Origin of the sequence: Janthinobacterium sp. SUN128, from assembly GCF_030587275.1 — a bacterium.
Classification (GTDB): Bacteria; Pseudomonadota; Gammaproteobacteria; order Burkholderiales; family Burkholderiaceae_D; genus Janthinobacterium; species Janthinobacterium lividum.
Map to the genome: position 1 here is coordinate 289,792 of NZ_JAPWHY010000002.1, position 22,993 is coordinate 312,784.

21 protein-coding genes are annotated in these 22,993 nt (G+C 61.4%); 4 read left to right on the plus strand and 17 right to left on the minus strand.

Going from position 1 to position 22,993, the window contains the following annotated elements; all coding sequences use genetic code 11:
• Positions 1–106 precede the first annotated feature (106 nt).
• A complete protein-coding gene (locus tag O3297_RS21345) occupies positions 107–2,758 on the minus strand; it encodes a TonB-dependent receptor (protein ID WP_167468636.1) in 2,652 nt (883 codons plus the stop codon).
• 459 nt (positions 2,759–3,217) lie between these two features.
• On the opposite strand from O3297_RS21345, the gene O3297_RS21350 reads away from it, so the two are divergent.
• Positions 3,218–3,958, plus strand: coding sequence for a GntR family transcriptional regulator (locus O3297_RS21350; RefSeq protein WP_034781815.1), 741 nt, complete (start codon positions 3,218–3,220; stop codon positions 3,956–3,958).
• A gap of 192 nt (positions 3,959–4,150) precedes the next feature.
• On the opposite strand, the gene O3297_RS21355 is transcribed toward O3297_RS21350, so the two are convergent.
• The 10 genes from O3297_RS21355 to rpsP all read right to left on the minus strand — a co-directional run bounded on the left by O3297_RS21355 (position 4,151) and on the right by rpsP (position 11,534).
• Positions 4,151–5,614 carry a carbon-nitrogen hydrolase family protein gene (locus O3297_RS21355; RefSeq protein WP_305049995.1) on the minus strand — a complete coding sequence of 488 codons (1,464 nt, stop codon included), beginning with the start codon at positions 5,612–5,614 and terminating at the stop codon, positions 4,151–4,153.
• Positions 5,611–6,429, minus strand: a complete 819-nt coding sequence (locus tag O3297_RS21360; protein ID WP_151093066.1) for an AraC family transcriptional regulator — start codon at positions 6,427–6,429, stop codon at positions 5,611–5,613. The genes O3297_RS21355 and O3297_RS21360 overlap by 4 nt, the downstream gene beginning before the upstream one ends.
• Before the next feature lie 78 nt (positions 6,430–6,507).
• Entirely contained in the window at positions 6,508–6,957 is a 450-nt protein-coding gene (locus O3297_RS21365; RefSeq protein ID WP_035825422.1) for a CBS domain-containing protein, read from the minus strand.
• A gap of 81 nt (positions 6,958–7,038) precedes the next feature.
• Positions 7,039–7,374 carry a DUF3579 domain-containing protein gene (locus tag O3297_RS21370; RefSeq protein ID WP_029496213.1) on the minus strand — a complete coding sequence of 112 codons (336 nt, stop codon included), beginning with the start codon at positions 7,372–7,374 and terminating at the stop codon, positions 7,039–7,041.
• 225 nt (positions 7,375–7,599) lie between these two features.
• Positions 7,600–8,559, minus strand: a complete 960-nt coding sequence (locus O3297_RS21375; protein WP_034759859.1) for a CobD/CbiB family protein — start codon at positions 8,557–8,559, stop codon at positions 7,600–7,602.
• A 97-nt stretch (positions 8,560–8,656) separates the two neighbouring features.
• On the minus strand, positions 8,657–9,316 hold the full coding sequence (locus O3297_RS21380; protein WP_034781809.1) for a CoA pyrophosphatase: 660 nt from the start codon (positions 9,314–9,316) through the stop codon (positions 8,657–8,659).
• A gap of 81 nt (positions 9,317–9,397) precedes the next feature.
• Positions 9,398–9,781: a 50S ribosomal protein L19 gene (rplS, locus tag O3297_RS21385; RefSeq protein WP_010395528.1), complete on the minus strand. Its 384-nt coding sequence runs from the start codon at positions 9,779–9,781 to the stop codon at positions 9,398–9,400.
• 133 nt (positions 9,782–9,914) lie between these two features.
• Positions 9,915–10,661 carry a tRNA (guanosine(37)-N1)-methyltransferase TrmD gene (trmD, locus tag O3297_RS21390; protein ID WP_070282502.1) on the minus strand — a complete coding sequence of 249 codons (747 nt, stop codon included), beginning with the start codon at positions 10,659–10,661 and terminating at the stop codon, positions 9,915–9,917.
• A gap of 50 nt (positions 10,662–10,711) precedes the next feature.
• The gene (rimM, locus tag O3297_RS21395; protein WP_070282501.1) at positions 10,712–11,269 is read right to left on the minus strand and encodes a ribosome maturation factor RimM; all 558 of its coding nucleotides are present in this window, start codon (positions 11,267–11,269) and stop codon (positions 10,712–10,714) included.
• A gap of 13 nt (positions 11,270–11,282) precedes the next feature.
• Entirely contained in the window at positions 11,283–11,534 is a 252-nt protein-coding gene (gene rpsP / locus O3297_RS21400) for a 30S ribosomal protein S16 (RefSeq protein ID WP_010395524.1), read from the minus strand.
• A 288-nt stretch (positions 11,535–11,822) separates the two neighbouring features.
• Between rpsP and O3297_RS21405 the strand changes: the two genes are divergently transcribed.
• Positions 11,823–12,257 carry an NINE protein gene (locus O3297_RS21405; RefSeq protein WP_305050003.1) on the plus strand — a complete coding sequence of 145 codons (435 nt, stop codon included), beginning with the start codon at positions 11,823–11,825 and terminating at the stop codon, positions 12,255–12,257.
• Between the two features lie 137 nt (positions 12,258–12,394).
• Positions 12,395–13,021, plus strand: coding sequence for a glycine zipper 2TM domain-containing protein (locus O3297_RS21410; protein WP_070282499.1), 627 nt, complete (start codon positions 12,395–12,397; stop codon positions 13,019–13,021).
• Positions 13,022–13,202: 181 nt separating this feature from the next.
• On the opposite strand, the gene O3297_RS21415 is transcribed toward O3297_RS21410, so the two are convergent.
• The 6 genes from O3297_RS21415 to O3297_RS21440 all read right to left on the minus strand — a co-directional run bounded on the left by O3297_RS21415 (position 13,203) and on the right by O3297_RS21440 (position 20,737).
• A complete protein-coding gene (locus O3297_RS21415) occupies positions 13,203–14,993 on the minus strand; it encodes an acyl-CoA dehydrogenase (protein ID WP_151093058.1) in 1,791 nt (596 codons plus the stop codon).
• A gap of 92 nt (positions 14,994–15,085) precedes the next feature.
• Positions 15,086–16,018, minus strand: coding sequence for an electron transfer flavoprotein subunit alpha/FixB family protein (locus tag O3297_RS21420; protein ID WP_305050005.1), 933 nt, complete (start codon positions 16,016–16,018; stop codon positions 15,086–15,088).
• A 42-nt stretch (positions 16,019–16,060) separates the two neighbouring features.
• The gene (locus tag O3297_RS21425) at positions 16,061–16,810 is read right to left on the minus strand and encodes an electron transfer flavoprotein subunit beta/FixA family protein (RefSeq protein ID WP_305050006.1); all 750 of its coding nucleotides are present in this window, start codon (positions 16,808–16,810) and stop codon (positions 16,061–16,063) included.
• A gap of 256 nt (positions 16,811–17,066) precedes the next feature.
• The gene (locus tag O3297_RS21430; protein WP_010395510.1) at positions 17,067–17,294 is read right to left on the minus strand and encodes a sulfurtransferase TusA family protein; all 228 of its coding nucleotides are present in this window, start codon (positions 17,292–17,294) and stop codon (positions 17,067–17,069) included.
• Between the two features lie 237 nt (positions 17,295–17,531).
• Positions 17,532–20,144, minus strand: coding sequence for an alanine--tRNA ligase (alaS, locus tag O3297_RS21435; protein ID WP_034781778.1), 2,613 nt, complete (start codon positions 20,142–20,144; stop codon positions 17,532–17,534).
• A gap of 119 nt (positions 20,145–20,263) precedes the next feature.
• Positions 20,264–20,737: a Fur family transcriptional regulator gene (locus O3297_RS21440; RefSeq protein WP_305050010.1), complete on the minus strand. Its 474-nt coding sequence runs from the start codon at positions 20,735–20,737 to the stop codon at positions 20,264–20,266.
• Between the two features lie 157 nt (positions 20,738–20,894).
• On the opposite strand from O3297_RS21440, the gene O3297_RS21445 reads away from it, so the two are divergent.
• The gene (locus tag O3297_RS21445; protein WP_191909597.1) at positions 20,895–22,952 is read left to right on the plus strand and encodes a TonB-dependent receptor domain-containing protein; all 2,058 of its coding nucleotides are present in this window, start codon (positions 20,895–20,897) and stop codon (positions 22,950–22,952) included.
• The last annotated feature ends 41 nt before the right edge of the window (positions 22,953–22,993 follow it).

Sequence of the window (22,993 nt, forward strand, 5' to 3'; positions counted from 1 at the left end):
GTAAAGAAAACCATCTTGCAATAAAAAAATGGCGGAGCCAGCTGCGCTCCGCCATTGTCATGCCATACCGGGTGTCCGCCGGGAGGCATCAACTACATAAAACGTCTTACATCTTGCCTTGCAGTGCCAGGTAGATCTGACGGCCGTTCTTGTAGAACGCGCCTGGCATGTCATCCGAACCTGGGGTCTTGATGGTCGAACGCGACAGTGGATTGTTCAAGTCCTTGCCGTCCAGGGTGATGGCCAGGTTTTCCGTCAACTGGTAGGCGATCGATGCGGACAGGCCGCCGATGCCAGCCTGGTAGGCGGCGCTGCGACGCGAGGTGCCGTTCAGGAATTCCGAACGGTAGCTGTACGTCAGGCGTGCGCTGAACTTGTCGTTTTCAAAGAACGCGCCAATGTTATACGCATTTTTCGAGGTGCCGATCATGGTGCATTCGCCGAAATCACCGCATGGCGAACCCTTGACGTTGCCCGTTTCCTTGCCATCGGTATAGGTGTAGTTGGCGTTCACACCGAAGCCTGCTGGCAACGCTTGCACATACGACAGTTCCAGGCCTTTGACTTCCGCCGTGGTATTGGTTGGCGTGCCAACTTCATACTGGGTGAACTTGTTCTGCAACTGGTTGTAGAACGTCGTCACACCTTTGCCGTAGGTCACATAACCATCAAGCGACGAGTAGAAGATACCAGCCGAGACCATCGATTTTGGCGCGAAGTACCATTCCACGCCGATGTCGGCGTTGTTCGAACGAATAGGACGCAGGTTAGGATTGCCGGCGTTGCCGTCGAGCTGGTTGTCGCGCAGATCCAGGCCAGCCATCATGCCCAGTTCAGGACGGGCCATGGTGCGGCTGATGCCGAAACGGCCGATGATATCCTTCGTCACATCCAGGCGGAAGTTGGCGCTAGGCAAGAAATCGTTATACGTGTTGGTGTAGTTCTTGATTTCGTACTGGGCAGCCGGGTTCAGCTCGTAGCGGTTGACGTCTTCCTTGGTATGCACATAGCGCACGCCAAAGTTACCCGACAGGCCTTCCGTGCTGAAGTTCGCCATCGCGTAGACCGACTGGGTCGGTTCCTTGATGTTGAACTCGGACTGGCGCAGGTTGCCTTCATACGTGGCGTTATCCTTGAGCCACTTGTTGACGCTCGCTTGCGAGAACGTCCAGTAGCCGGCGCCGTTCACGCCCAGGTCCTTGAAGTTGCTCGGGAACGAGGTCAGGCCATCCATCGGCAGGTTGGCGGTGACGCCCAGCGATGGCTTGGCGACGATGCCGATGGCGGTCAGGTCACGCTTGTGTTCCGCGACGCGGGCACCGAATTCCACCGACGAGATCGCTGGCAAGTCCAGTTTCAGGATACCGTCGATCTGGCCATAGGTTTCCTTGTCGTTCGCGGTGACGTGCGAACCGTAGGTGTAAGGCGTTGCCTGACGGCCGCCGATCGAGAACTTGTTCGCGCCCGGGGTATCGTAGATCACGCCATGGCTGGCGCCGTTCTGGGTGTAGCCGCCGCCCGTCCAAGGCATCCAAACGCCCAGCGCGCCGCTTTCCGTGTTGCCCACGCCCTTGGTCGTGCCGACTTTGCCCGAGAAGGTCAGGCGGTCATTGACGCGGTATTTGGCATCGACGTTGAAGAAGTCGGACTTGCTTTCCGCCACAGGACGGCTGAACTCTTCCTGCACTGCGCTGGAATAGCCGGCGCAGATGGCGCCGCAATTGGCTGGCACGGTGGTGTGCAGGCCGGTAACGATACCACCCTTGTAGGTGCCGCTGACGTTGCCGACAGGATAACCACCCTTGCTGCCCGTTTCCAGGCCCACGGTCTGGATGAAGTTATGGTTGATGTTAGGGGCGTCGAGTTCGGAATGGAACAGGGTGAAGTCCAGGGTCAGCGCGCTGCTCGGCTTGATCTGCACGTCGATCAGGCCGCCCTTGCGGGTGCGTTCCTGTTCGAACCAGGCGGTGCCGCCCATGTAGTTGACGCGGCCACCGGCCGAACCTGGCAAGGCGCCAGCGACTGCCGAATCCGCGGCAACGCCGTCATACCAGACGCCATTTTCCTGGCCGACGCGGCTCAGTTTGCGCTTCTGATAAAAGCCCTGCAGCATCACACCCATGGTGTTGTTATCGTTCTTCCAGTTCAGCATGCCGCTCACTTGCGGATCTTTCTTGCCCGAGTTGGACGAGTACACGGCGCCCAGGCTGACCTGGCCCGTAATTTGTTTCTTGAAGTCCAGCGGTTTGCGCGATTCGATATCGATCACGCCCTGTGCGCCGCCTTCCAGCAGGTTCGCTTGCGAACCTTTGTGCACGGTGACGCGGCCGATCAGTTCGGAAGGGAATAGCGAGAAGCTGACGCTGCGGCCACCGCCGATGATGTTGTCGGCAAACCAGTCGCCGCTGCTGACCGAGTGGCCATTGAAGGTGGTCAGGGTCAGGCCGAACGGTGTGCCGCGCAGTGCCACGCGGTCATTTTCGCCAAAGCTGCCTTCGTTGCCGCCTGCGGCGGCGACGCTGACGCCGGGCACGCGTTGCAGCGAGTCGGCGATGTTTTTGTCAGGCATCTTGCCCACGTCTTCAGCCGTGATCACTTCGACCAGGCTGTCGGAATTGCGTTTTTGGTTCAAGGATTGTTGCAGCGATGCACGGATACCCGTCACGACGACGGTCTGGCCTTCGTCAACTTCGGCCGCCGCTGCCGGCTTGGCTGCCACGGCTTCCTGCGCATGCGCCGAGAAACTCGCGCCTGCCATCAACATAGCCACAGCAGCGGCGATAGGCGTCAAATTGCGTGCTGCAGAGCTAGCTGTCAAATTGCGTTTCATGTACTCCCCCTTGATTTAGGCTCCAGGATTGGATCCTTTTCATTTTTAATGTAGGTCTTCTTTCCAGCCGCCCACTCTCGCCGGCATGCTGCAGACCCTTCGGCACAACCACTTACAAAACCAATTCAACGCCAATATACTACTATCCAATACCAGAACACTACCAGTTGCAACTTTTTTTTTATAACGTTGCTTGAATCACACAGACCACTTTATCTAAATCAATCCGTAGCCCGTATGAGCGGGCTAAATCTCAGCGAAGCCAGGCATAAATTGCTGGCATGACAATTCAAATTGGTTTTATAACGGCCTTTTTTGGTATTATCCAGCGACACAAAACAGATACAGAGCGCGTCTGCAACGCGCCGTAACGGAGACCCTCAGCGTATGACAACCCTGGCTCACATCATGCAAGGCCTGGGGCAGACGAGTAGCCTGCCCCTGTACCAGCAACTGCAGCGCGCGCTGCGCGAAGCGATCGACAAGCGCATCCTCGGCCCCGAGGAAGCCTTGCCGGCCGAGCGCCAGCTGGCCAGCGACCTGTCCGTCTCGCGCATCACCGTGCGCAAGGCCATCGATGGCCTCGTCAACGAGGGCTTGCTGGTGCGGCGCCCCGGCTCGGGTAATTTCATCAATACGCGCATCGAGAAAAATTTCGCCAAGCTGACCTCGTTTTCCGAGGATATGCGGGCGCGCGGACGCACGCCGCGCAGCGTGTGGCTCAAGCGCGCGGAGGGCACCGTCACGCCGGAAGAGGCCTTGCGCCTGCGGCTGTCGCCGGGCGCGCCCGTGTACCGCTTCCACCGCATCCGCTATGCGGACGAGGTGCCGATGTGCCTGGAATACGCGACCATCGTCGCCAGCTGCCTGCCGAACCTCGACGCTGTCGATATCTCCATGTATGACGCGCTGGAACAGGCGGGCAACCGGCCCGTGCGCGCCTTGCAACGGCTCAGCGCCTTGTTGTTGACGGGGGAACAGGCCAGCCTGTTGCAGGCGGAGGAAGGCGACGCGGGATTGTCGGTGGAAAGACTGGGCTTTTTGCGCGATGGCCGCGCCGTGGAATTTTGCCGCTCCTACTTCCGCGGCGATATGTATGATTTCGTGGCTGAATTAAGTACCAATTAATACCAGCTGCCCGAATTTCTGAATACCAGATAAAACCACTTATTGCAGTGCAATATATATGCCGGCATCGCGGCTATATATGCACGGCAATGGTGCAATCATCGGCGGCGATTATGTGGCTGCCTGCGCGGAATATAAAATAAGAGCGCGCAATACGCTTTTTGCGCATTGCAGCAAAACGGTGACTACCCGTCAGGAAGCGGGCGCGGCGCAGCGGCCCACGCACAGCAAAATCACGCCCAGCGCCACGCACAGCCAGCCGAATAGCGGCCGCAGCCATCCGGCCCAGGTCGCGACGCTCGGGTGCGCCGGCAGCGGCGCCAGCAAGGTACTGCCCGGCATGGCGCTGCTGGCCCGCTCCGCCAGCACGCGTCCATACGCATCGCTGACAGTCAGCACACCCTCGCGCGCCGCGCGCAGCACGGCATAGCCGTTTTCCACGCCGCGCACCACCGTCATGCGCGCCCCCATCCAGGCGTCCAGCTGGAAATCCCAGGCCGGCACCAGCATCGCCTGCGCCCCGGCCGCGCCATACGCCTGTCCCAGGGGTGCGAAATGCATGTCCTTGCAGATGGCCAGTCCCATGGCCATCCCCGCTACCGGCTGCACGGCATAGGCGCTGCCGGCAAGAAACTCGCGCTCGGGCGGCGCCAGATGATGTTTTTGATAGCTGACAGGCGCCGCGCCATCGGGCGCGAACAGCCACGCCAGGTTGCGCCGGCCGGCAGCGTCCTGCACGCCCAGCCCCAGGGTGATCCACACGCCCGTGCTGCGCGCCAGCGCCTGGAAACGCTGTTGCACGACGTCCGCCTGCGCTGGGGCCAGCACGGCTATTTTTTCCGGCAACAGCACCAGCCTGGCGCCCTGCCCGGCCAGTTCTTCGACATGGCGCGCGTACTGGTTCCAGATGGCTTGTGCGCGCGCTGGCGGCGTGGCCGGGCCGATAAAGTCATCGATGGCTACCAGGCCCGCCAGTGGCCCTGCCGGCGCAAGTGCCGGAGCGCCCTGCACGCGCCAGGCGCCGCCTGCCCAGGCGGCCGCCAGCAGCAGCGCGGTGGCACCGGCCGCTGGCGCATACGCGCGGCCGCCTGCCAGCAGCAAGGCCAGCGCGGATGGCGCCAGGCACAGAAAAAACAGTAGGCCAGGCACGCCCGCCAGGGCCGCCACCTGCAGCACGGCAAGGTTATCCGCTTGCGAATACGCGAGGCTGCCCCAGTTACCATCCGGCAGCAAGGCCGCCATCAGCGTATCGATGGCCACCCACAGCACGGGATACGCCAGCACCGTCCAGGGCGCCCGGTAGCGCAGCACGAGGCGCCGTGCGGCCAGCACCACCAGCAGCCACAACAGTGCCTTGACGGTGATCACGGCCAGCACGGCCGGCAAGGGCATGAGCAGGCGGAAATAGGCAAAGTTCGATGACAGGCCGAGCACAGCGGCCAGGAACGTCATCCAGGCCGCATCGCGGCGCGACGAGCGCAGGGCCAGCCACAGCACGGGCAGCGGCGCGCACCAGGCCAGCCAGCCCAGCGGCTGCGGTCCCAGCACCCAGTACAGGGGCAGGCCCGCCGCCAGCGCGGCGGCGGTTTGCAACAGGCGCTGGCGCAGCGCGGTGCCGCCGACAGCCGAGGTAGTCAAGGTCGGGAACATGCTCATGCTTTCAAGGGGAGCCAGATTTCCACGCCGCCGATGCCGCTGGCGGGATCGAAATGCTGGTCGTAGCGTTCAAAATCGGGCGCGTCGGCCACTTCCAGGCCGGACTGGGGCAGCCATTCGTTCCACACCGTGTGCCAGGTGGCGCGGATGGTGGAAATATGCCCGCGGTGATGAAACACGGCGTAGCGCTGCGGTGCGATGCGCAGCCGCGTCCAGTTCTCTGGGGCCTGGGAAAAGTCGCTTACCGGCATGGCGCACAGGTAGTCGAAATTGCCCGCGTCGTCATTGTTGCAGCACACGCCATACACCAGTTGGCCGGGCGCCACATGGGGCAGGAAGCGCTGCCACAGGGCGGGGATGCCGGCAGCCGTTTCTGCGCGATAACGTTCGACGAAGCCCGCCACCAGCAAGGCGGGGCCCTGCTCGAAACGGGGTGCTTCCAGAGGCACGCCCGTCGCCACATCCATTTTGATGGCGTCCACCAGCGCGAGGTTGCCGACATGGCGCTGGGCCCGTACCCGCTCCGGCGTGATCTGGAACTGCTCGCGGAAGGCCCGCGTAAATGCCTCATGGGAACTGTAGCCCGCTTCCAGCGCGACGGCGAGGATGTCTTGCGCGCCCTGCGCCAGCGCGCGGGCCGCCTCGCTGAGCCGGCGCGCCCGCACATAGCGCATCACGGAATGGCCCGTGGCCAGGCCAAACGCACGCGTCAAGTGACATGGCGAGGCACCGCCCACATTGGCGATGTCGCCGAGCGAGATATTCTCCGCATAATGCGATTCGATATACCAGAGTGCCTTGGCCAGATAGTGCATGAATGCTTCCCGTTGAACGAGCAGCGACTGTAGCATTTTCGGGGGAAGTGGATTTGACTGGAATTGCGCAATACGGGCTTACTTCCGGGTGCGCTTTTCGTACACCAGCTGGCCGCTGCTGATGCGGGCCAGCTCGGCCATTTCCTGGGCCAGGAAGGCAAGCAGGTCGTCGATGCTGACGACGCCGGAGAGCGCGCCCAGGCTGTTGACCACGGGCAGGCGGCGGATGCCGTTGACGCGCATGCGTTCGATGATGTCATAGACGTCCTCGTCTTCGCTGGCGGTCAGCAGCTGCGCGCTCATGATGTCGCCCACCAGCAGGCTGGCGGGGTCGAGGCCCAGGGCAATGACGGAAATGACGATGTCGCGGTCGGTGAGGATGCCGATGGGGACGCGCTCGCCGTTCGGCTGCTCGGCCACGATCAGGTCACCCACGTGGTGCTGGCGCATCAGCAGCGCCGCGTCTTGCACGCTGGTGTCACGCTGGCAATGGATGGTGTGCAGGGTACAGATGTCGCCGATGCGCATGTCGCCACTCCGTTTGAGGCCGAGTGTCCACGCTACGCCAGCCCGCCGTGGCGGGTTTGAGGCACATCAATGAAACGGGTCTTACTTTTCTTCGGGAGGCGGCAGGAAGCAGGCTTCGACGATTTGCAGGTCATTATCCTTGGCGAATTCGCGCACGAAGTGAAACGCCATCGGCTCGATCTCGCGCAACTTCGTGTTGACCACCACCGACTTGACGCCATTGACGACGGTCGGGCGCACGTAGGGCGAATACTGGAGGTGCGCATTGCGCCCGCCACCTTCGGGATTGAAACAGGACATCACTCCGCAAAGGCGCTCGGCCCAATCGCTGGGTCGGAATTGCTTGCCATTGCTGGTGAGACCAAGGATGAAGAACTCGTCTGAGAGTTCCCCTGTTTTTTGAGATAACTCGGCCATGTGGCTTGTCGGGACTGGATTGCGTGAATGGCCCCGGCGGGTAAGCCGGGCTGGTAATTCAACTACGTTTGCTGCGGTAAGCCAGTATTATATCTTATAGAAGACTTGGGTTCTACCTCGATCTGCCCTGACTATGCAAACAGGGGCCGGCACGCCTTGCGCGCCAGCCCCTATTTTAACCTTGTTCCACGCGCAAGGCGCATGGATGGCGCATGTGCGCCCGCGTCAGCCGAGGAAAACGGCGCCCGACATCAACAGCAGCAGCAGCATCCACAGCAGCAAGGCGCGCCACACGAGGCCCACAGTACTCTGCAAGGCGCGCGCGCCCGGCTCTTCGCCTGGCAGGATATCGCTTTCGCTGTCGCTGTCATCGACGGCCATGTCCGGCGTGACGAGCACGCGGGCCGCCGTTTCCGCTGGCGTGCCCAGGCGTACGCCCATGGCGCCGCCGCCGGCAGTCAAAATGATGCCGATGGCCTCGTCCTGCCAGCGCTGGGCGAAGTTGCGCCAGGCGTAGATGGCATCCTCGAAATTGCCGACCACGGCAAACGCCACGGCCGTCAGGCGCACGGGAATCCAGTCGATCCAGTAAAAGGCGCGCGCGGCGAACTGGCCGAAGGCTTCATTGCGCATGTGCTCGGGTTCGTTCCAGGCGCGCGCCAGGTATTCGGCCACGCGGTACATCACGGCGCAGGCAGGGCCCAGCGGCATGAGGAACCAGAAGAACACGCCAAATACATTGCGGTGCGTGGTGACCAGGGCTTTTTCCACGGCGATGCGGGCGATTTCGCTCGCTTCCATGCCCACCGTGTCGAGCTTGGTCCACTCGGCTAGCAAGGTGCGCGCGGTCGCTTCGTCGCCGGCGCTCAGGGCCAGCTGGATCGACGTGAAGTAATGGCTGTAGTGGCGGAAGCCCAGGGTCAGGTAGACGATGAGGACGTTCCAGGCAAAGGCCAGCAGGGTCAGCTGATAATGCTGCAAGAGCCAGTAAATGCCGGCCGTCGGCACCATCAGCACGCCGATCATGAGGAACCAGCCCATGCGGCCATGGTTGGCGTGGCCGGCATTGAACCAGGTCTCCATGCGCATTGCCAGGCTCTTGATTTCGGCGTAGATCGGATTGTCCGCGCGCAAAGGTTTGAGCTGCTCGATCAGCAATGCGCAAAGTATGGAGAGAAATGTCATCAAACGTCCTTTTTGTCTTTTTCAGCAATACCGCAATGCCCGCTACGATAGCGCAGTGCAGTGCTGGAATCAAACTTATTACGTGCGGGGCGCCATTTTACGCGCGCAAGAGGTGAAACAGATTGCGCAGCATGCCGGCGGTGGCGCCCCAGATGTAGAAGCGCTCGTACGGCATGGCGTAGAACGAGCGCCGTCCGCCGGGCAACTCCACCGACAGGCGCTGATGGTTGAGGCCATCCATGAGGAAGACCAGCGGCACTTCGAAGATTTCCGCCACTTCGGACGGGTCGGCGCGCAGCTCGAACGGCGGCGTCACCAGCCCCACCACGGGCGTGACCTGGTAGCCGGTACCCGTCAGGTAATCGGGCAGGCAGCCCAGCACTTCGATATGCTCGCGCGCCAGGCCCACTTCTTCTTCCGTTTCGCGCAAGGCCGTGGCGATGGGCGACGCATCGAAGGCTTCGCTGCGCCCGCCTGGAAAGCTGACCTGGCCCGCATGGCTGCTCAGGTGGTCCGTACGCATGGTCAGCAAGATGGTCAAGCCCTGTGGCCGTTGCACCAGGGGAATGAGCACGGCGGCGCGCACGGGCACGGCACGGGCGGAAAGAAAATCCTGGGTAATCTCGGGCTGCCAGTCAGGCTGTTCGGCCAGGCGCTGGCGCAGCCAGGCAGGCGTCAGGCGCACGGCGTCCAGCGCCGCCTCGCCGGCGATCGAATCGATGGCGAGTTGTTTTGGATCAAATGCGATAGTGGCCATGGCAGCTTGCCTCAATAGCAATTCAGAATAAAAAAAGGGGCACCATAACAGGCACCCCTTTTCCCAACGCAGACGCTGATATTACGCGCTTGCTTTCGCCACAACGCGGCGATTTGGCAATTTTTCTTTGATACGCGCCGATTTACCCGAACGCTCACGCAGATAGTACAGCTTGGCGCGGCGAACGTCACCACGGCGTTTCACTTCGATCGAAGCGATCAGCGGCGAGTACAGTTGGAACGTACGCTCAACGCCTTCGCCGGACGAGATCTTGCGAACGATGAAGTTCGAGTTCAGGCCACGGTTACGACGGGAGATAACGACGCCTTCGTAAGCCTGGGCGCGCTTGCGCGTACCTTCGACTACGTTGACGCTGACGATAACGGTATCGCCTGGTGCGAATTCAGGAATGGTTTTACCCAGACGAGCAATTTCTTCCTGCTCTAATTGTTGAATCAAGTCCATTTTTATAACTCCGAAAACCATCATGCCGGCGCACTGTGGATAGCAAGTATCCGCCCGGTAGAGGATGGGTATTACCAATTTGGGCAACATGCCCGGCACTGCAAGGCCACCCTGCTTGCCGTCCGAAAACGGCTTACAGGCTGGCCAGGAATTTTTCGTCGGTCTTGCTGAGCAAGCCGGCGGCACGCGCGCTAACCAGCAGGTCAGGCCGCTTTGTCGCGGTCGCTTCCAGCATGCGCTGGCGGCGCCACTTGACGATCTCGGCATGATTGCCACCCATCAAGACGGGCGGCACGGCCATGCCTTCATATGTTTCCGGCCGCGTGTAGTGCGGCGAATCGAGCAAGCCATTGACGAAGCTGTCCTCGATGGCCGATGCCTCGGTGTTCAAGACACCCGGCAACAGGCGGATCACCGCATCCATCAGCGCCATGGCAGGCAATTCACCGCCCGACAGGACAAAGTCGCCGACGCTGATTTCTTCGTCGACGCAACGGTCCAGCAAACGCTGGTCCACGGCTTCATAGCGGCCACACAGGATAACCAAACCAGGTTCGGCTTTCAGTTGCGTAACGCGCTCGTGCGTCAACGGACGGCCTTGCGGCGACATGAACACCACGCGGGGCGCCGCCAGACCGAGATCGGTCTGGCGTTGCTTCGCAGCATGAATTGTCGCTTCGAGGGGACGGGCCATCATCACCATGCCGGGGCCGCCGCCATACGGGCGGTCATCCACGGTACGGTGATTGTCGGTCGTGAAATCACGGGGATTCCACAGCGACAAGCCACATTTCCCCTGCTCGAAGGCGCGCCGGGTCACACCCGACTGCGTCAGCGCGGCAAACATTTCCGGGAACAGGGTCACGACATCAAATTGCATCGTTCACCATCCTGCAAAGTTTGCCCGGCGCAAAGTTAAGCGCAGGCGGTTTAATAATCGAGGCCCCAGTCGACCGTGATCTTGCTGGCAGCCTTGTCAACGTTAATGACAAACTGGCCAACAAACGGGATCAGGCGCTCAGGCGCCTTTTCAACGGTCTCATCGGCAGTGGCGACGGGCGTAACGCGCAAGATCGACTGCGGACCATTGCTCATCATGTCGTGCACTGTGCCGAGGCACTCGCCTTGCAAATTCTCGACTGTCAGTCCGATCAGATCGGACCAATAAAATTCATCGGCCGTCAGCGTCGGGAAATGGCTACGCGGAATTTGCACAGAGACGCCTTTCAGCGCTTCTGCGGCATCCCGCCCGACCACACCCACCAGCTGGGCCACGACGTCGCCGCCGTGTAACTTCGCTTGCCTGACTTGAACATCATGCAAGGTCGGTTTATCAAACCACCAGGTTTTGACGCTTAATAATGCATCCGCATCTTCGGAGAAAGGAGTGATCCTGACTCCGCCAGCAATGCCATAAGCACCGGAGACATAGCCTACCTGTACCAGGTCATCGGGGACTTTCACCCCGGATGCAGTCTTGACCGTCAAACCAGTGATCTAATTAAGCTGCTGCTTTGTTGTTGCTGGCTACCAGGCGAGCAACGGTTGGCGACAATTGTGCGCCAACGCCTTGCCAGTAGGCCAGACGGTCTGCGGTGATACGCAGTGGAACTTCGCCACCTTGCGCCATCGGGTTGTAAAAACCGATACGCTCAATGAAGCGACCATCGCGGCGATTGCGCGAATCAGTAGCGACGATGTTGAAGAACGGGCGCTTCTTGGCGCCTCCACGAGCTAAACGAATAACGACCATAATATTTCCAAAAAGTGTGCTGAGGCGGAAAAAGCCGCAAATTATAGCGCGCTTTACCGCCAGGCAGCAAGCGTTATGATGACGGGCGTGTAATTTGGGCTAATCAAACATTATGACCAGTCATGGCCGAAGACGCAATAGGCGCGTGCGTCTATCGTGCCTGCCATGCCACGTCCAGGCGATGATCTTGCACGACAGCATCGCCTGAATGCCGTCTGAAAGTGCTATCGTTGCGGCAAGCAATGACCGATACTGGCAATCTTTACCGATGAGCAACTCTGGAGTCCCATGACCACCGCTACCATTTTGCAACAGTCGCACAAGAACAAGGCATTCACGACACTACTGGCCTTCCTGCTGGGCATGCTGGGCGCCCACCGCTTCTACCTGCATGGCAGCAAAGACCGCTGGGGCTGGCTACACCTGGCCGCCCTGCCCGCCTCCTTGCTGCTGCGCCAGCTGTTTCCCGAAGCGGACTGGTTTTACCAGATTTTGCCGCTGACCCTGTCCGCCCTGGGCGGCTTCCTGGAAGCGCTGGTGCTGGGCCTGATGCCGGACGACAAGTGGGATGCGCGCTACAACGCTGGCTCCGGCCGCCTGTCGGACACGGGCTGGCCCCTGGCCGTGGTGCTGGTCGCTACCTTGATGCTAGGCGCAGGCGTGCTGATCGCCACCATGGCGCGCCTGTTCGACTTGCTGTATACAGGCGGTGCCTACGGTTAATTTCCATGCGGAAAATGACTTCAGATATGGCGCGCCACACGCACATGTAAGTGTTGGTAAGCAATCATGATTTTCCTCTATACTGCATTCACAATGCCGACATTACTGGCACATTTAACACCCCCTAGGAGAAGATCATGATTCGTCGCCCACTCATCCTCGCAGTCGCCGTCACGGCCCTGTTCAGCACCTCCGCCTTCGCGCAAAACTTGTCGCCGAAGGCGCAATACGCCTACGACACCAAGCAAGCCAGCACGCGCTATGCGGACGACAAGAAACTGTGCGCAGAAGAAAGCAGCTCGAAAGCCCGCATGCAATGCCTGCGCGACGCCAAGGGCGAATACGACCAGGCCATCATCAACGCCAAGGCCGCGCAAAAGGCCGGCAATTCGTACGCAGGCCAGAACAACAAGCCAGCCCAACAGCAGATCTGCGCCGAGTGCGGCAAGGTGCTGGCAGTCAACGTCGCTGAAAAAGCGGGCGAAGGCGGCGCCCTGGGCATGATCGGCGGCGGCGTGGCCGGCGCCCTGCTGGGCCGCCAGGTCGGCGGCGGACGCGGCAAGGACCTGGCCACCCTGGCCGGCGCCGCCGGCGGCGCTTTCGCAGGCAAGCAAGTCGAAGGCCACATGAAAAACAGCAAGGTGTGGACTGTCACCGTGCAATACGAAACAGGCGCCAAGGCTGACTTCGCATTTGACCAGGATCCTGGACTGGCGGCTGGCGACTTGGTACGTAATTCCGGTAATGGTATTGCCAGAAGATAAGAACGCAGGCAAAGCGTCCATGGCGGCGTTGCATTGTCTTGTCGCACTAGCGTGCTGCCTGCGACAACGCGCCTTGCCCTGAACGCTTTCCCAAGCATTCTTGATAGAAATAAAAAAAGCGCTGGAGAGTGATCTCCAGCGCTTTTTGCATTCAGCCAGCTTGCACTGGCCAAGCTTCAACTTAAAACTGCTCTTCCGACAAGGCCATCACGCCGGCGCTGCCATCGATGATGGTGGCGCGCAATCCTGGCGCTTGCGACAGGATGTGGTCGGCAAAGAAGCGCGCCGTGGCGATTTTTGCCTTGTAGAACGAAGCGTCGCCGCTGCCCTCGCCCAGCTTTTGCTGCGCCACCACGGCCGCGCGCGCCATTTGCCAGCCGCCCAGCACGATCCCGGCCAGCTTCAAATAGGGCACGCTGCCCGCGAACACGGCCTTGATGTCCGTCTTCATGTTCGCCACCACGTACTCGACCACGGCTTCCAGCGCGGCGCTGCCTTCGGCCAGGTGGCGCTGCATGGCCTGGAAGTCGGCGCCGGTCAGCTCGCCCAACTGGGCTTCCGTGGCGCGCACCTGGGCGATGATGGCTTTCGCCACGGCGCCGCCGTCGCGCACCGTCTTGCGGCCCACGAGGTCGTTCGCCTGGATGGCCGTGGTGCCTTCATAGATGGTGAGGATCTTGGCGTCGCGGTAATGCTGGGCGGCGCCTGTCTCTTCGATGAAACCCATGCCGCCATGCACTTGCACGCCATCGCGCGTGACATCCTGCGACATTTCCGTGGCCCAGCCCTTGATCACGGGCACCAGGTATTCATACGTCGCCAGGCTTTCCGCGCGCACGTCCGCCTCCGGATGGTGGTGCGCCACGTCGCTGATGGCCGCGCCCACGTAGGCCAGCGCGCGCGCCGCCTCCGTCTGCGAGCGCATCGACATCAGCATGCGGCGCACGTCCGGGTGGTGGATGATGGGCACCGGGCCAGGCGAGCCCGCCAGGTCGCGCGACTGCACGCGGTCCTTGGCGAACGCCACGGCCTGCTGGTAGGCGCGCTCGGCCAGGCCGATGCCTTGCAAGCCCACGCCGAAGCGGGCCGCGTTCATCATGATGAACATGTATTCGAGGCCGCGGTTTTCCTCACCCACCAGGGTGCCGATGGCGCCGCCGTGGTCGCCAAACTGCAATACCGCCGTCGGACTGGCCTTGATGCCCAGTTTATGCTCGATGGAAACACAGTGGGCGTCGTTGCGCGCGCCCAGGCTGCCATCGGCGTTGACGAGGAATTTCGGCACGATGAACAGCGAGATGCCTTTCACGCCAGCGGGCGCATCCGGCGTGCGGGCCAGCACCAGGTGGACGATATTTTCCGCCATGTCGTGTTCGCCGTACGTGATGAAAATCTTCGTGCCGAACACTTTATACGTGCCATCGTCCTGTGGCACGGCGCGCGTGCGCACGGCGGCCAGGTCGGAACCGGCCTGCGGCTCCGTCAGATTCATGGTACCCGTCCACTTGCCGGACACCAGGTTTTCCAGGTAAACCGCCTTTTGCTCATCGCTGCCGGCCGTCAGCAGCGCTTCGATGGCGCCGTCCGACAGCAGTGCCACGAGGGCGAACGAGATGCTGGCCGAGTTGAGCATTTCGATGCACGGCGTGGCCAAGAGCTTGGGCAAGCCCTGGCCGCCGAATTCCGTCGGATGCTGCACGCCCTGCCAGCCCGCTTCGCCATACGCCTTGAACGCTTCCTTGAAGCCTTTCGAGGTGGTGACTTGGCCGTCGTGCCAGAAGCTCGGCTCCTTGTCGCTGGGGCCGTTCAAGGGGGCCACCACGCCGCCGCAGAACTTGGCGTTCTCTTCCAGCACGGCTTCGGCCGTGTCGGGCGTCGCGTCTTCGCAGCCGGGCAAGGTGTGGATTTCGGCCAGGCCGGCCAGTTCGTTCATCACGAACAACATGTCTTTCAGCGGGGCTTGATAGCTCATCTTCTTTTCTCCAAGAAAAAAGCCACGCGCGGCTCGCCGTGTGGGGCGGGCCGGCGTGGCTTTGTCAGTAACAAAACCGGAAGGGGTGTGACTTAACCCAGTTCTTTGACCAGTTGCGGCACGATCTCGAACAGATCGCCCACGATGCCGTAGTCGGCCACGGCAAAGATCGGCGCTTCAGGATCCTTGTTGATGGCGACGATGGTTTTCGAGTCTTTCATGCCGGCCAGATGCTGGATCGCGCCCGAGATACCGACGGCGATGTACAGCGATGGCGCGACGATCTTGCCCGTCTGGCCCACTTGCCAGTCGTTCGGCACGAAGCCGGCGTCGACGGCGGCGCGCGAAGCACCCATGGCGGCGCCCAGCTTGTCGGCCAGCGGCTCCAGGATGTGGAAGTTCTCGGCCGAACCCATGCCACGGCCGCCCGACACGATGATTTTCGCGGCGGTCAGTTCAGGGCGGTCGGACTTGGCCAGCTCGCGGCCCACGAAGGCCGATTTGCCATTGTCGGCAACGGCGGCGACGGTTTCCGTGGCAGCCGAACCGCCGGTGGCGGCAGCCGCGTCGAAACCGGTGGTGCGCACGGTGATGACCTTGATCTTGTCGCCAGATTGCACGGTAGCAATCGCGTTACCGGCGTAGATCGGACGCTCGAAGGTGTCAGGGGAATCGACCTTGGTGATTTCCGAGATTTGCGCGACGTCCAGCTTGGCGGCCACGCGCGGCAGGATGTTCTTGCCGTAGGCGGTGGCTGGCGCCAGGATATGGCTGTAGTTGCCGGCGATGGCCAGCACTTGCTCGGCCACGTTTTCGGCCAGGCCGTCGGCAAAGTATGGCGCGTCGGCCACGATGACTTTCGCCACGCCGGCGATTTGCGCGGCGGCAGCGGCAGCGGCCGATGCGTTCGAACCTGCGACCAGTACGTGCACGTCGCCGCCGCACTGGGCGGCCGCGGTCACGGTGTGGTGGGTGCTGCCCTTTAAGGTAGCGTTGTCGTGTTCAGCAATAACTAATGCGACCATGATGTGTCCTGTAATTGTTCTGGATAAACGGCGGGGCCGCGCTTAGATGACTTTGGCTTCGGTACGCAGCTTGGCGACCAGGGTAGCGACGTCAGGCACCTTGATACCGGCCGAGCGCTTGGCTGGCTCGACGACTTTCAAGGTCTTCAGGCGTGGCGCAACGTCGACGTCCAGGTCTTCCGGCTTGACGGTCTCGAGCGGCTTTTTCTTCGCCTTCATGATGTTCGGCAAGGTCACGTAGCGTGGCTCGTTCAAACGCAGGTCGGTGGTGATAATCGCTGGCAAGGTCAATGCCAGGGTTTCCAGGCCGCCGTCAACTTCGCGGGTAACGGTGACTTTACCGTCTTCCAGCACGACTTTCGAAGCGAACGTGGCTTGCGGCCAACCCAGCAGGGCTGCCAGCATCTGGCCGGTCTGGTTGCTGTCGTCATCGATGGCTTGCTTGCCCAGGATGATCAGTTGCGGCTGCTCTTTCTCGGCCAGGGATTTCACCAGCTTGGCGACAGCCAGCGGTTCCAGTTCAGTCGTCGTTTCCACCAGGATGCCGCGGTCGGCGCCGATGGCCATGGCCGTGCGCAGGGTTTCCTGGCACTGCGTCACGCCGCAGGAGATGGCAACCACTTCAGTGACCTTGCCAGCTTCTTTCAGGCGCATCGCTTCTTCCAGTGCGATCTCATCGAAAGGGTTCATCGACATTTTGACGTTGGCGGTATCGACGCCAGTGCCGTCACTCTTGACGCGGACTTTGACGTTGTAGTCGACCACGCGTTTGACGGGTACCAAGACTTTCATAGCTATGCCTTTGGGAAATTATAAAAATGACGGATCAAGTGCTGATTGTGCGTTCGATTATAAGAGAAATTTGAATCCTGAACCGAATTTAAGCACGATCGTGCGATTTTTTGTTAGAGCAATCCATCTAAACTGTCCAGCTTTGAGGATTTCAGGGGGCTCGGCCGCTACGCTGCAGGGCAGCAAAAGGGCCTGAAAGTGACGCGGCACGGCAAGGAGAAACCAGGCCGCACCACGGCGGCCCCGGCTGGCAGAATTATTTGCGTTGCATCAGGAAGACGAACTCGGTGCCCGTCTGCACATGCGACAGCAGGGCATTGCCCGTTTGCTTGGCGAAAGCCTGGAAGTCGCGCACGGAACCGGGATCGGTTGCCATGATGCGCAGCACTTCCCCGCTCTGCAGCTCTGACAAAGCCTTTTTCGCCTTCAGAATCGGCAACGGGCAATTCAAGCCCCGCGCGTCGAGTTCTTTGTGAAATTCCATAATCTCGGTATCAAGTAGTGTGTCGCTCATCATCAATATCCCACCATTGTTTTGTTGTACTGATTTTCGACATACTACTCTAAATCAGGGGCATTGACGCGCTGCACCAAAATAGTTCATCGGCTGTTGTGGTGTCACAACGAGATTCCACACGGCAAAACGGCCCACAAACAGTGTCTGCGGGCCGTTTTCAAGGGGCTGGGGAACGAAAACCCCGCATGCCCTCTAGCTTACGCCTTATTTTGCGCGTTCGCCGACCCAGGCCGGCACGCCAGCCAGGGCATTCGCCAGGCCGCTCGGATCGGTGCCGCCAGCTTGCGCCATATCGGGGCGTCCGCCGCCTTTTCCGCCCACTTGCTGTGCAACGAAGTTCACCAGCTCGCCCGCTTTGACCTTGGAAGTCGCATCCGCCGTCACGCCGGCGATCAGGCTGACCTTGCCGTCCGCCACGCTGGCCAGCACGATGGCGGCCGTTTTCAGCTTGTCCTTCAGCTTGTCCATGGTTTCGCGCAAGCGGGCCACGTCGGCGCCGTCCAGCACGGCTGCAAGCACCTTGATGCCATTGACATCGACGGCTTGCGTGACCAGTTCATCGCCCTGGCCCGAGGCCAGTTTCGATTTCAGCGCGGCCAGCTCCTTCTCCAGCGCCTTCACATGGTCCTGCACCTGGCCGATGCGGGCAGTCAGCTCTTCCGGCTGCGCCTTCAGGGCGTTGGCCGCTTCAACCAGGCGGCGGTTGATGGTTTGCACCAGCGCCAGCGCACCCTCGCCCGTCACGGCTTCCACGCGGCGGATGCCGGCGGCAACACCGCTTTCGCCGATGATCTTGAACAAGCCGATATCGCCCGTGCGCTGCACGTGGACGCCGCCGCACAGCTCTTTCGAGCTGCCGATATCGAGCACGCGCACTTCGTCGCCGTATTTCTCGCCGAACAGGGCCATCGCGCCATGCTTGACAGCATCGTCAAACGACATCAGGTGCGCTTGCGTGGCGCGGTTTTCCAGGATCTCTTTGTTGACGATGGTTTCCACGGCGGCAATCTGCTCGGCCGTCATCGGCGCATTGTGGCTGAAGTCGAAACGGGTTTTGTCCGGGTCGACCAGCGAGCCCTTTTGCGCCACGTGGCTGCCCAGCACTTCGCGCAAGGCCTTGTGCATCAAGTGCGTGGCCGAGTGGTTGCGGATGGTGCGCGCGCGCTTGGCCGTGTCGACTTGCGCCGAGACGGCGTCGCCTACCTTCAGCACGCCCGATTCGAGCACGCCGTGGTGGCCAAACACGTCGGCCTGGATTTTCAGGGTATCGCTGACGGCAAAGCTGCCTGCGCCCGAGGAAATCACGCCCTGGTCACCCACCTGGCCGCCCGATTCCGCATAGAACGGCGTGGTGTCGAGCACGACGATGCCATCCTGGCCCGCCTTCAGTTCCGTGACCTGCGTGCCGGCCGCGTACAGCGCCACGACCTTGCTGCTGAACGTCAATTGATCGTAGCCGACGAAGGTGTTTTTCTCGCCCGTGTACTCGACCTTGCTGTCCTTGTGCGTCTTGCCTCCCTTGCGCGACAATTCCTGGCTTTCCTTCAGGGCCGCGTCGTAGCCGGCCTGATCGAACGTGATATTGCGCTCGCGGCAGATATCGGCCGTCAGGTCTGGCGGGAAGCCATACGTTTCATACAGCGTGAAGGCAGTGGCGCCGTCGATGCCGGTGGCATCCTTGGCCAACTGCGCTTCCAGCACTTTCATGCCCGTTTCCAGGGTTTCGCCGAAACGCTCTTCCTCGGCTTTCAGCATGCTGGCGACGTTGTCTTTCGCTTCTTCCAGCTCGGGATAGGCGCCGCCCATCTCGATGGCCAGGTCGGCCACCAGCTTGTAGAAGAACGGTTTCGTCTGGCCCAGCTTGTGGCCATGGCGCAGGGCGCGGCGGATGATGCGGCGCAGGACATACGCGCGGCCTTCGCTGCCCGGGATGATGCCGTCGACGATCATGAAGGCGGCGGCGCGGATGTGGTCGGCGATCACGCGCAGCGACTTGTTTTCCAGGTCGGTGGCGCCCGTTTCGCGCGCGGCGGCCTTGATCAGGTGCTGGAACAGGTCGATCTCATAGTTCGAATGCACGTGCTGCAGCACGGCGGCCAGGCGCTCCATGCCCATGCCCGTGTCGACGCACGGCTTCGGCAGCTTGTGCATGACACCGGCTTCGTCGCGGTTGAACTGCATGAACACCAGGTTCCAGATTTCAATGAAGCGGTCGCCATCTTCGTCAGGCGAGCCCGGCGGGCCGCCAGGAATGTCGGCGCCATGGTCGTAGAAGATTTCCGTGCATGGACCGCATGGGCCCGTATCCGCCATCTGCCAGAAATTGTCCGACGCGTAGCGCGCACCCTTGTTGTCGCCGATGCGGATGATACGCTCGGTCGGCACGCCGATTTCTTTCGCCCAGATATCGTACGCTTCGTCATCTTCGATGTACACGGTGACCGTCAGCTTGTCAGCAGGCAAGCCGTACACCTTGGTCAGCAATTCCCACGCGTATTGAATCGCATCGCGCTTGAAATAGTCGCCGAAGCTGAAGTTGCCCAGCATTTCAAAGAAAGTATGGTGGCGCGCCGTGTAGCCGACGTTTTCCAGGTCGTTGTGCTTGCCGCCAGCGCGCACGCAGCGCTGCACCGAGGTGGCGCGCGTGTACGGACGGCTGTCCGTGCCCGTAAACACATCCTTGAATTGCACCATGCCGCTGTTCGTCAACAGCAAGGTCGGATCGTTGCCTGGCACCAGGGAGCTGGAACGGACGATGGAATGGCCCTTGGACTCGAAAAATTTGAGGAACTTGTCGCGGATTTCAGTTGATTTCATGTTTTTTTGGCAAAGAGTGGCGGCAGCTTTAAAGGGAAGATTATACGTGATATGGGGTGCGGCAATGACGGCCGGCCAGGGCATTGTTGCGCCCGTGCCAACATCGACGACCTGCCCGCTCAGGCCGGGTCGTGGTGGCTGGCGCAGGCGTGCGGTGCAGGCGTGGCCTTGGCCCCGGCAGCGGCGCCTTTGGCCGCAGAGCCTGTGGCGCCGGCGGCGGCATTGCAGTCGGCGCAGCGGCCGTACAGGGTCAGCTCGTGGCGCTCGACAACAAAGCCTTGCGGCGCCATGCGCTTCAAGTCGCCCGGGCAATCATGCACGTCGAACACACGCTGGCATGTGGTGCACTGGAAATGGTGGTGGTGGTGATTGGCGACCGTGTTCGACTCGTAGCGCGGGTTTTCACCCGGCAAGGTCACCACGTGCACTTTTTCTTCCAGTACCAGGGACTTCAAATTGCGGTAGACGGTAGCGATGCCCAGCTGCGTCACTTGCAAGCTGGCCTGTTCGAGGATTTCCTGCGCCGACAGGGGGCGCTGGGCCGACTCGATGGCGGCTTGAATAGCGGTTTTTTGACGTGTTGTGCGTTCCATAGCCGACAGAATACACCATCCGACTATATCTACCGTCCGGAAAAACTGTCACACAGTAATGATAATGGGTTATCATTATCATCTTAGGGCAGGCTATTTCCTTTTCACGCGCTGCCCCAACCCTGCCAACACTGATAGCCGATAAGGAACCTTGCCCATGTCCGTCCGTCCTCACCAACCCACTCCCCTCGCGCTGGCCATCATGCTGGCCTTTGCCGCTCCCGCCAGCGCCCTGGCGCAGCAGGCCGCCACCTTGCCTGCCGTCACCGTCTCGGCCAGTGCGCTGGCCTTGGGCAGCGACGACATGAGCACGCCCGTGACCGTGCTTGAAGGCGAGGCACTGGTGCGCGCCCGCGAAGCGACCCTGGGTGAAACCCTGGCCGGCCAGCCCGGCATCACGTCCAGCCATTTCGGCGCCGGCGCCAGCCGTCCCATCATCCGCGGTATGGATGGCCCGCGCGTCAAGGTGCTCTCCGATGGCGCCGAAGTGCAGGACGCGTCGACCATCAGCCCGGATCATGCCGTCGCGGCCGAACCGATGCTGTCGGAACAGATCGAAGTCTTGCGCGGCCCGTCCGCGCTGGCCTACGGCGGCGGCGCCGTCGGCGGCGTCGTCAATGTGATCGACAAGAAAATCCCCACGCGCGTGCCGGCAAAAGGCTTTGAAGGCAGCGCGGAAGTGCGCGCCAACTCGGCCGCGCGCGAAAAGGCGGGCGCCTTTGAAGTGACTGGCGGCTCCGGCAACATCGCCTTCCACGCGGAAGGTGTCAAGCGCGACGCGAAGGAATACAAGGTCGGCAGCGGCTGGGAAGGAGGCTCGAAAGTGGCCGGCAGCTACAACAAGACGGACACGGGCAGCGTGGGCGTGTCGTGGGTGGGATCACGCGGCTTCCTGGGCCTGGCCTTCACCAGCCAGCACGCGGAATACGGCTTGCCTGGCCACAACCACGAATTCGAAAGCTGCCACCCGCACGGCACGCACCTGCATTGCGGCGGCCACGAAGGCCACGACCATGGCGATGAAGAGGAACACGACCACGATCACGGGCATGAAAGCGTGCCGTACGTGAAGCTGAAGAGCGAACGCTGGGATGTGCGCGGCGAATTGCGCGACCCCGTGCCCGGCTTCGCCAAGCTGCGCCTGCGCGCCGCGTTCACCGATTACAAGCACGATGAAATCGAAGGCACGGAAATCGCTACCACCTTCAAGAACAAGGGCCACGATGCGCGCCTGGAAATGGAACACCATCCCGTCTTCGGCTGGCGCGGCGTGGTCGGCCTGCAAACGTCGAAGCGCGATTTCTCCGCCCTCGGTGAAGAAGCGTACGTGGCGCCGACGGTAACGAAGAAACACGCGGCCTTCCTGGTGGAAGAATACAAGCTCGACCAATGGCGCTTCGAAGCGGGCTTGCGCCACGAATGGCAGGACATCACGGTCGACAGCGCCACCTTGCAAGACCGCAGCGCCAAGGGCACGTCCATCTCGCTGGGCGCCGTGTGGAAATTCGCGCCCCAGTACTCGCTCGGCTCGACCATTTCCCGCACGCACCGCCTGCCCAGCGCCGAGGAACTGTATGCGCACGGCGTGCACATGGCCACGGCCACGTATGAGCTGGGCAATGAAAACCTGGGCAAGGAAACGTCGAACAATATCGACTTGACCTTGCGCAAATATGCGGGCGCCACGACCTTCTCGGCCAGCGCCTACCGCAACAAGGTCGACAACTACATCTTCGGTTCCACCCTGGACAACCACGAAGGCTTCCAGCTGATCCAGTACGCCCAGCGCGACGCCACGTTCACGGGCGTCGAAGGCCAGATCCGCCAGCAATTGAACCCCATGTTCGGCGCCAGCGTGTTCGGCGACTACGTGCGGGCCAAGCTGGCCAACGACGGTGGCAACTTGCCGCGCATCCCGGCCCAGCGCGTCGGCGTGAAGTTCGATGCCAACTGGCAGGCATGGAGCGGCGTGGCCGAGTTCTACCGCGTGGGCAAGCAGGATAAAGTGGCAGCGTTCGAAACGGCAACCCCGGGCTACAACATGCTGAACCTCTCCGCCAACTACGACACGCGCATCGGCACGACACCGGCCCAGTTCTACATCAAGGCAAACAACCTGACGAATGAACTGGCGTACAGCCACACCTCGTTCATCAAGAATGCGGCGCCATTGATGGGGCGCAATGTCACCGTCGGCATGCGCGTGACGTTCTAAGGATGGAAGCGTAGGTCGGCTTAGCGCGTGGCGCGTAAGCC

What these genes read in the sequence shown, in the direction of transcription:
- O3297_RS21345 (WP_167468636.1), bottom strand. Translation starts at nt 2,758, where the DNA reads ATGGCAGGCGCGAGTTTCTCGGCGCATGCGCAGGAAGCCGTGGCAGCC.
- O3297_RS21350 (WP_034781815.1), top strand. Translation starts at nt 3,218, where the DNA reads ATGACAACCCTGGCTCACATCATGCAAGGCCTGGGGCAGACGAGTAGC.
- O3297_RS21355 (WP_305049995.1), bottom strand. Translation starts at nt 5,614, where the DNA reads ATGAGCATGTTCCCGACCTTGACTACCTCGGCTGTCGGCGGCACCGCG.
- O3297_RS21360 (WP_151093066.1), bottom strand. Translation starts at nt 6,429, where the DNA reads ATGCACTATCTGGCCAAGGCACTCTGGTATATCGAATCGCATTATGCG.
- O3297_RS21365 (WP_035825422.1), bottom strand. Translation starts at nt 6,957, where the DNA reads ATGCGCATCGGCGACATCTGTACCCTGCACACCATCCATTGCCAGCGT.
- O3297_RS21370 (WP_029496213.1), bottom strand. Translation starts at nt 7,374, where the DNA reads ATGGCCGAGTTATCTCAAAAAACAGGGGAACTCTCAGACGAGTTCTTC.
- O3297_RS21375 (WP_034759859.1), bottom strand. Translation starts at nt 8,559, where the DNA reads ATGACATTTCTCTCCATACTTTGCGCATTGCTGATCGAGCAGCTCAAA.
- O3297_RS21380 (WP_034781809.1), bottom strand. Translation starts at nt 9,316, where the DNA reads ATGGCCACTATCGCATTTGATCCAAAACAACTCGCCATCGATTCGATC.
- rplS (WP_010395528.1), bottom strand. Translation starts at nt 9,781, where the DNA reads ATGGACTTGATTCAACAATTAGAGCAGGAAGAAATTGCTCGTCTGGGT.
- trmD (WP_070282502.1), bottom strand. Translation starts at nt 10,661, where the DNA reads ATGCAATTTGATGTCGTGACCCTGTTCCCGGAAATGTTTGCCGCGCTG.
- rpsP (WP_010395524.1), bottom strand. Translation starts at nt 11,534, where the DNA reads ATGGTCGTTATTCGTTTAGCTCGTGGAGGCGCCAAGAAGCGCCCGTTC.
- O3297_RS21405 (WP_305050003.1), top strand. Translation starts at nt 11,823, where the DNA reads ATGACCACCGCTACCATTTTGCAACAGTCGCACAAGAACAAGGCATTC.
- O3297_RS21410 (WP_070282499.1), top strand. Translation starts at nt 12,395, where the DNA reads ATGATTCGTCGCCCACTCATCCTCGCAGTCGCCGTCACGGCCCTGTTC.
- O3297_RS21415 (WP_151093058.1), bottom strand. Translation starts at nt 14,993, where the DNA reads ATGAGCTATCAAGCCCCGCTGAAAGACATGTTGTTCGTGATGAACGAA.
- O3297_RS21420 (WP_305050005.1), bottom strand. Translation starts at nt 16,018, where the DNA reads ATGGTCGCATTAGTTATTGCTGAACACGACAACGCTACCTTAAAGGGC.
- O3297_RS21425 (WP_305050006.1), bottom strand. Translation starts at nt 16,810, where the DNA reads ATGAAAGTCTTGGTACCCGTCAAACGCGTGGTCGACTACAACGTCAAA.
- O3297_RS21430 (WP_010395510.1), bottom strand. Translation starts at nt 17,294, where the DNA reads ATGGAATTTCACAAAGAACTCGACGCGCGGGGCTTGAATTGCCCGTTG.
- alaS (WP_034781778.1), bottom strand. Translation starts at nt 20,144, where the DNA reads ATGAAATCAACTGAAATCCGCGACAAGTTCCTCAAATTTTTCGAGTCC.
- O3297_RS21440 (WP_305050010.1), bottom strand. Translation starts at nt 20,737, where the DNA reads ATGGAACGCACAACACGTCAAAAAACCGCTATTCAAGCCGCCATCGAG.
- O3297_RS21445 (WP_191909597.1), top strand. Translation starts at nt 20,895, where the DNA reads ATGTCCGTCCGTCCTCACCAACCCACTCCCCTCGCGCTGGCCATCATG.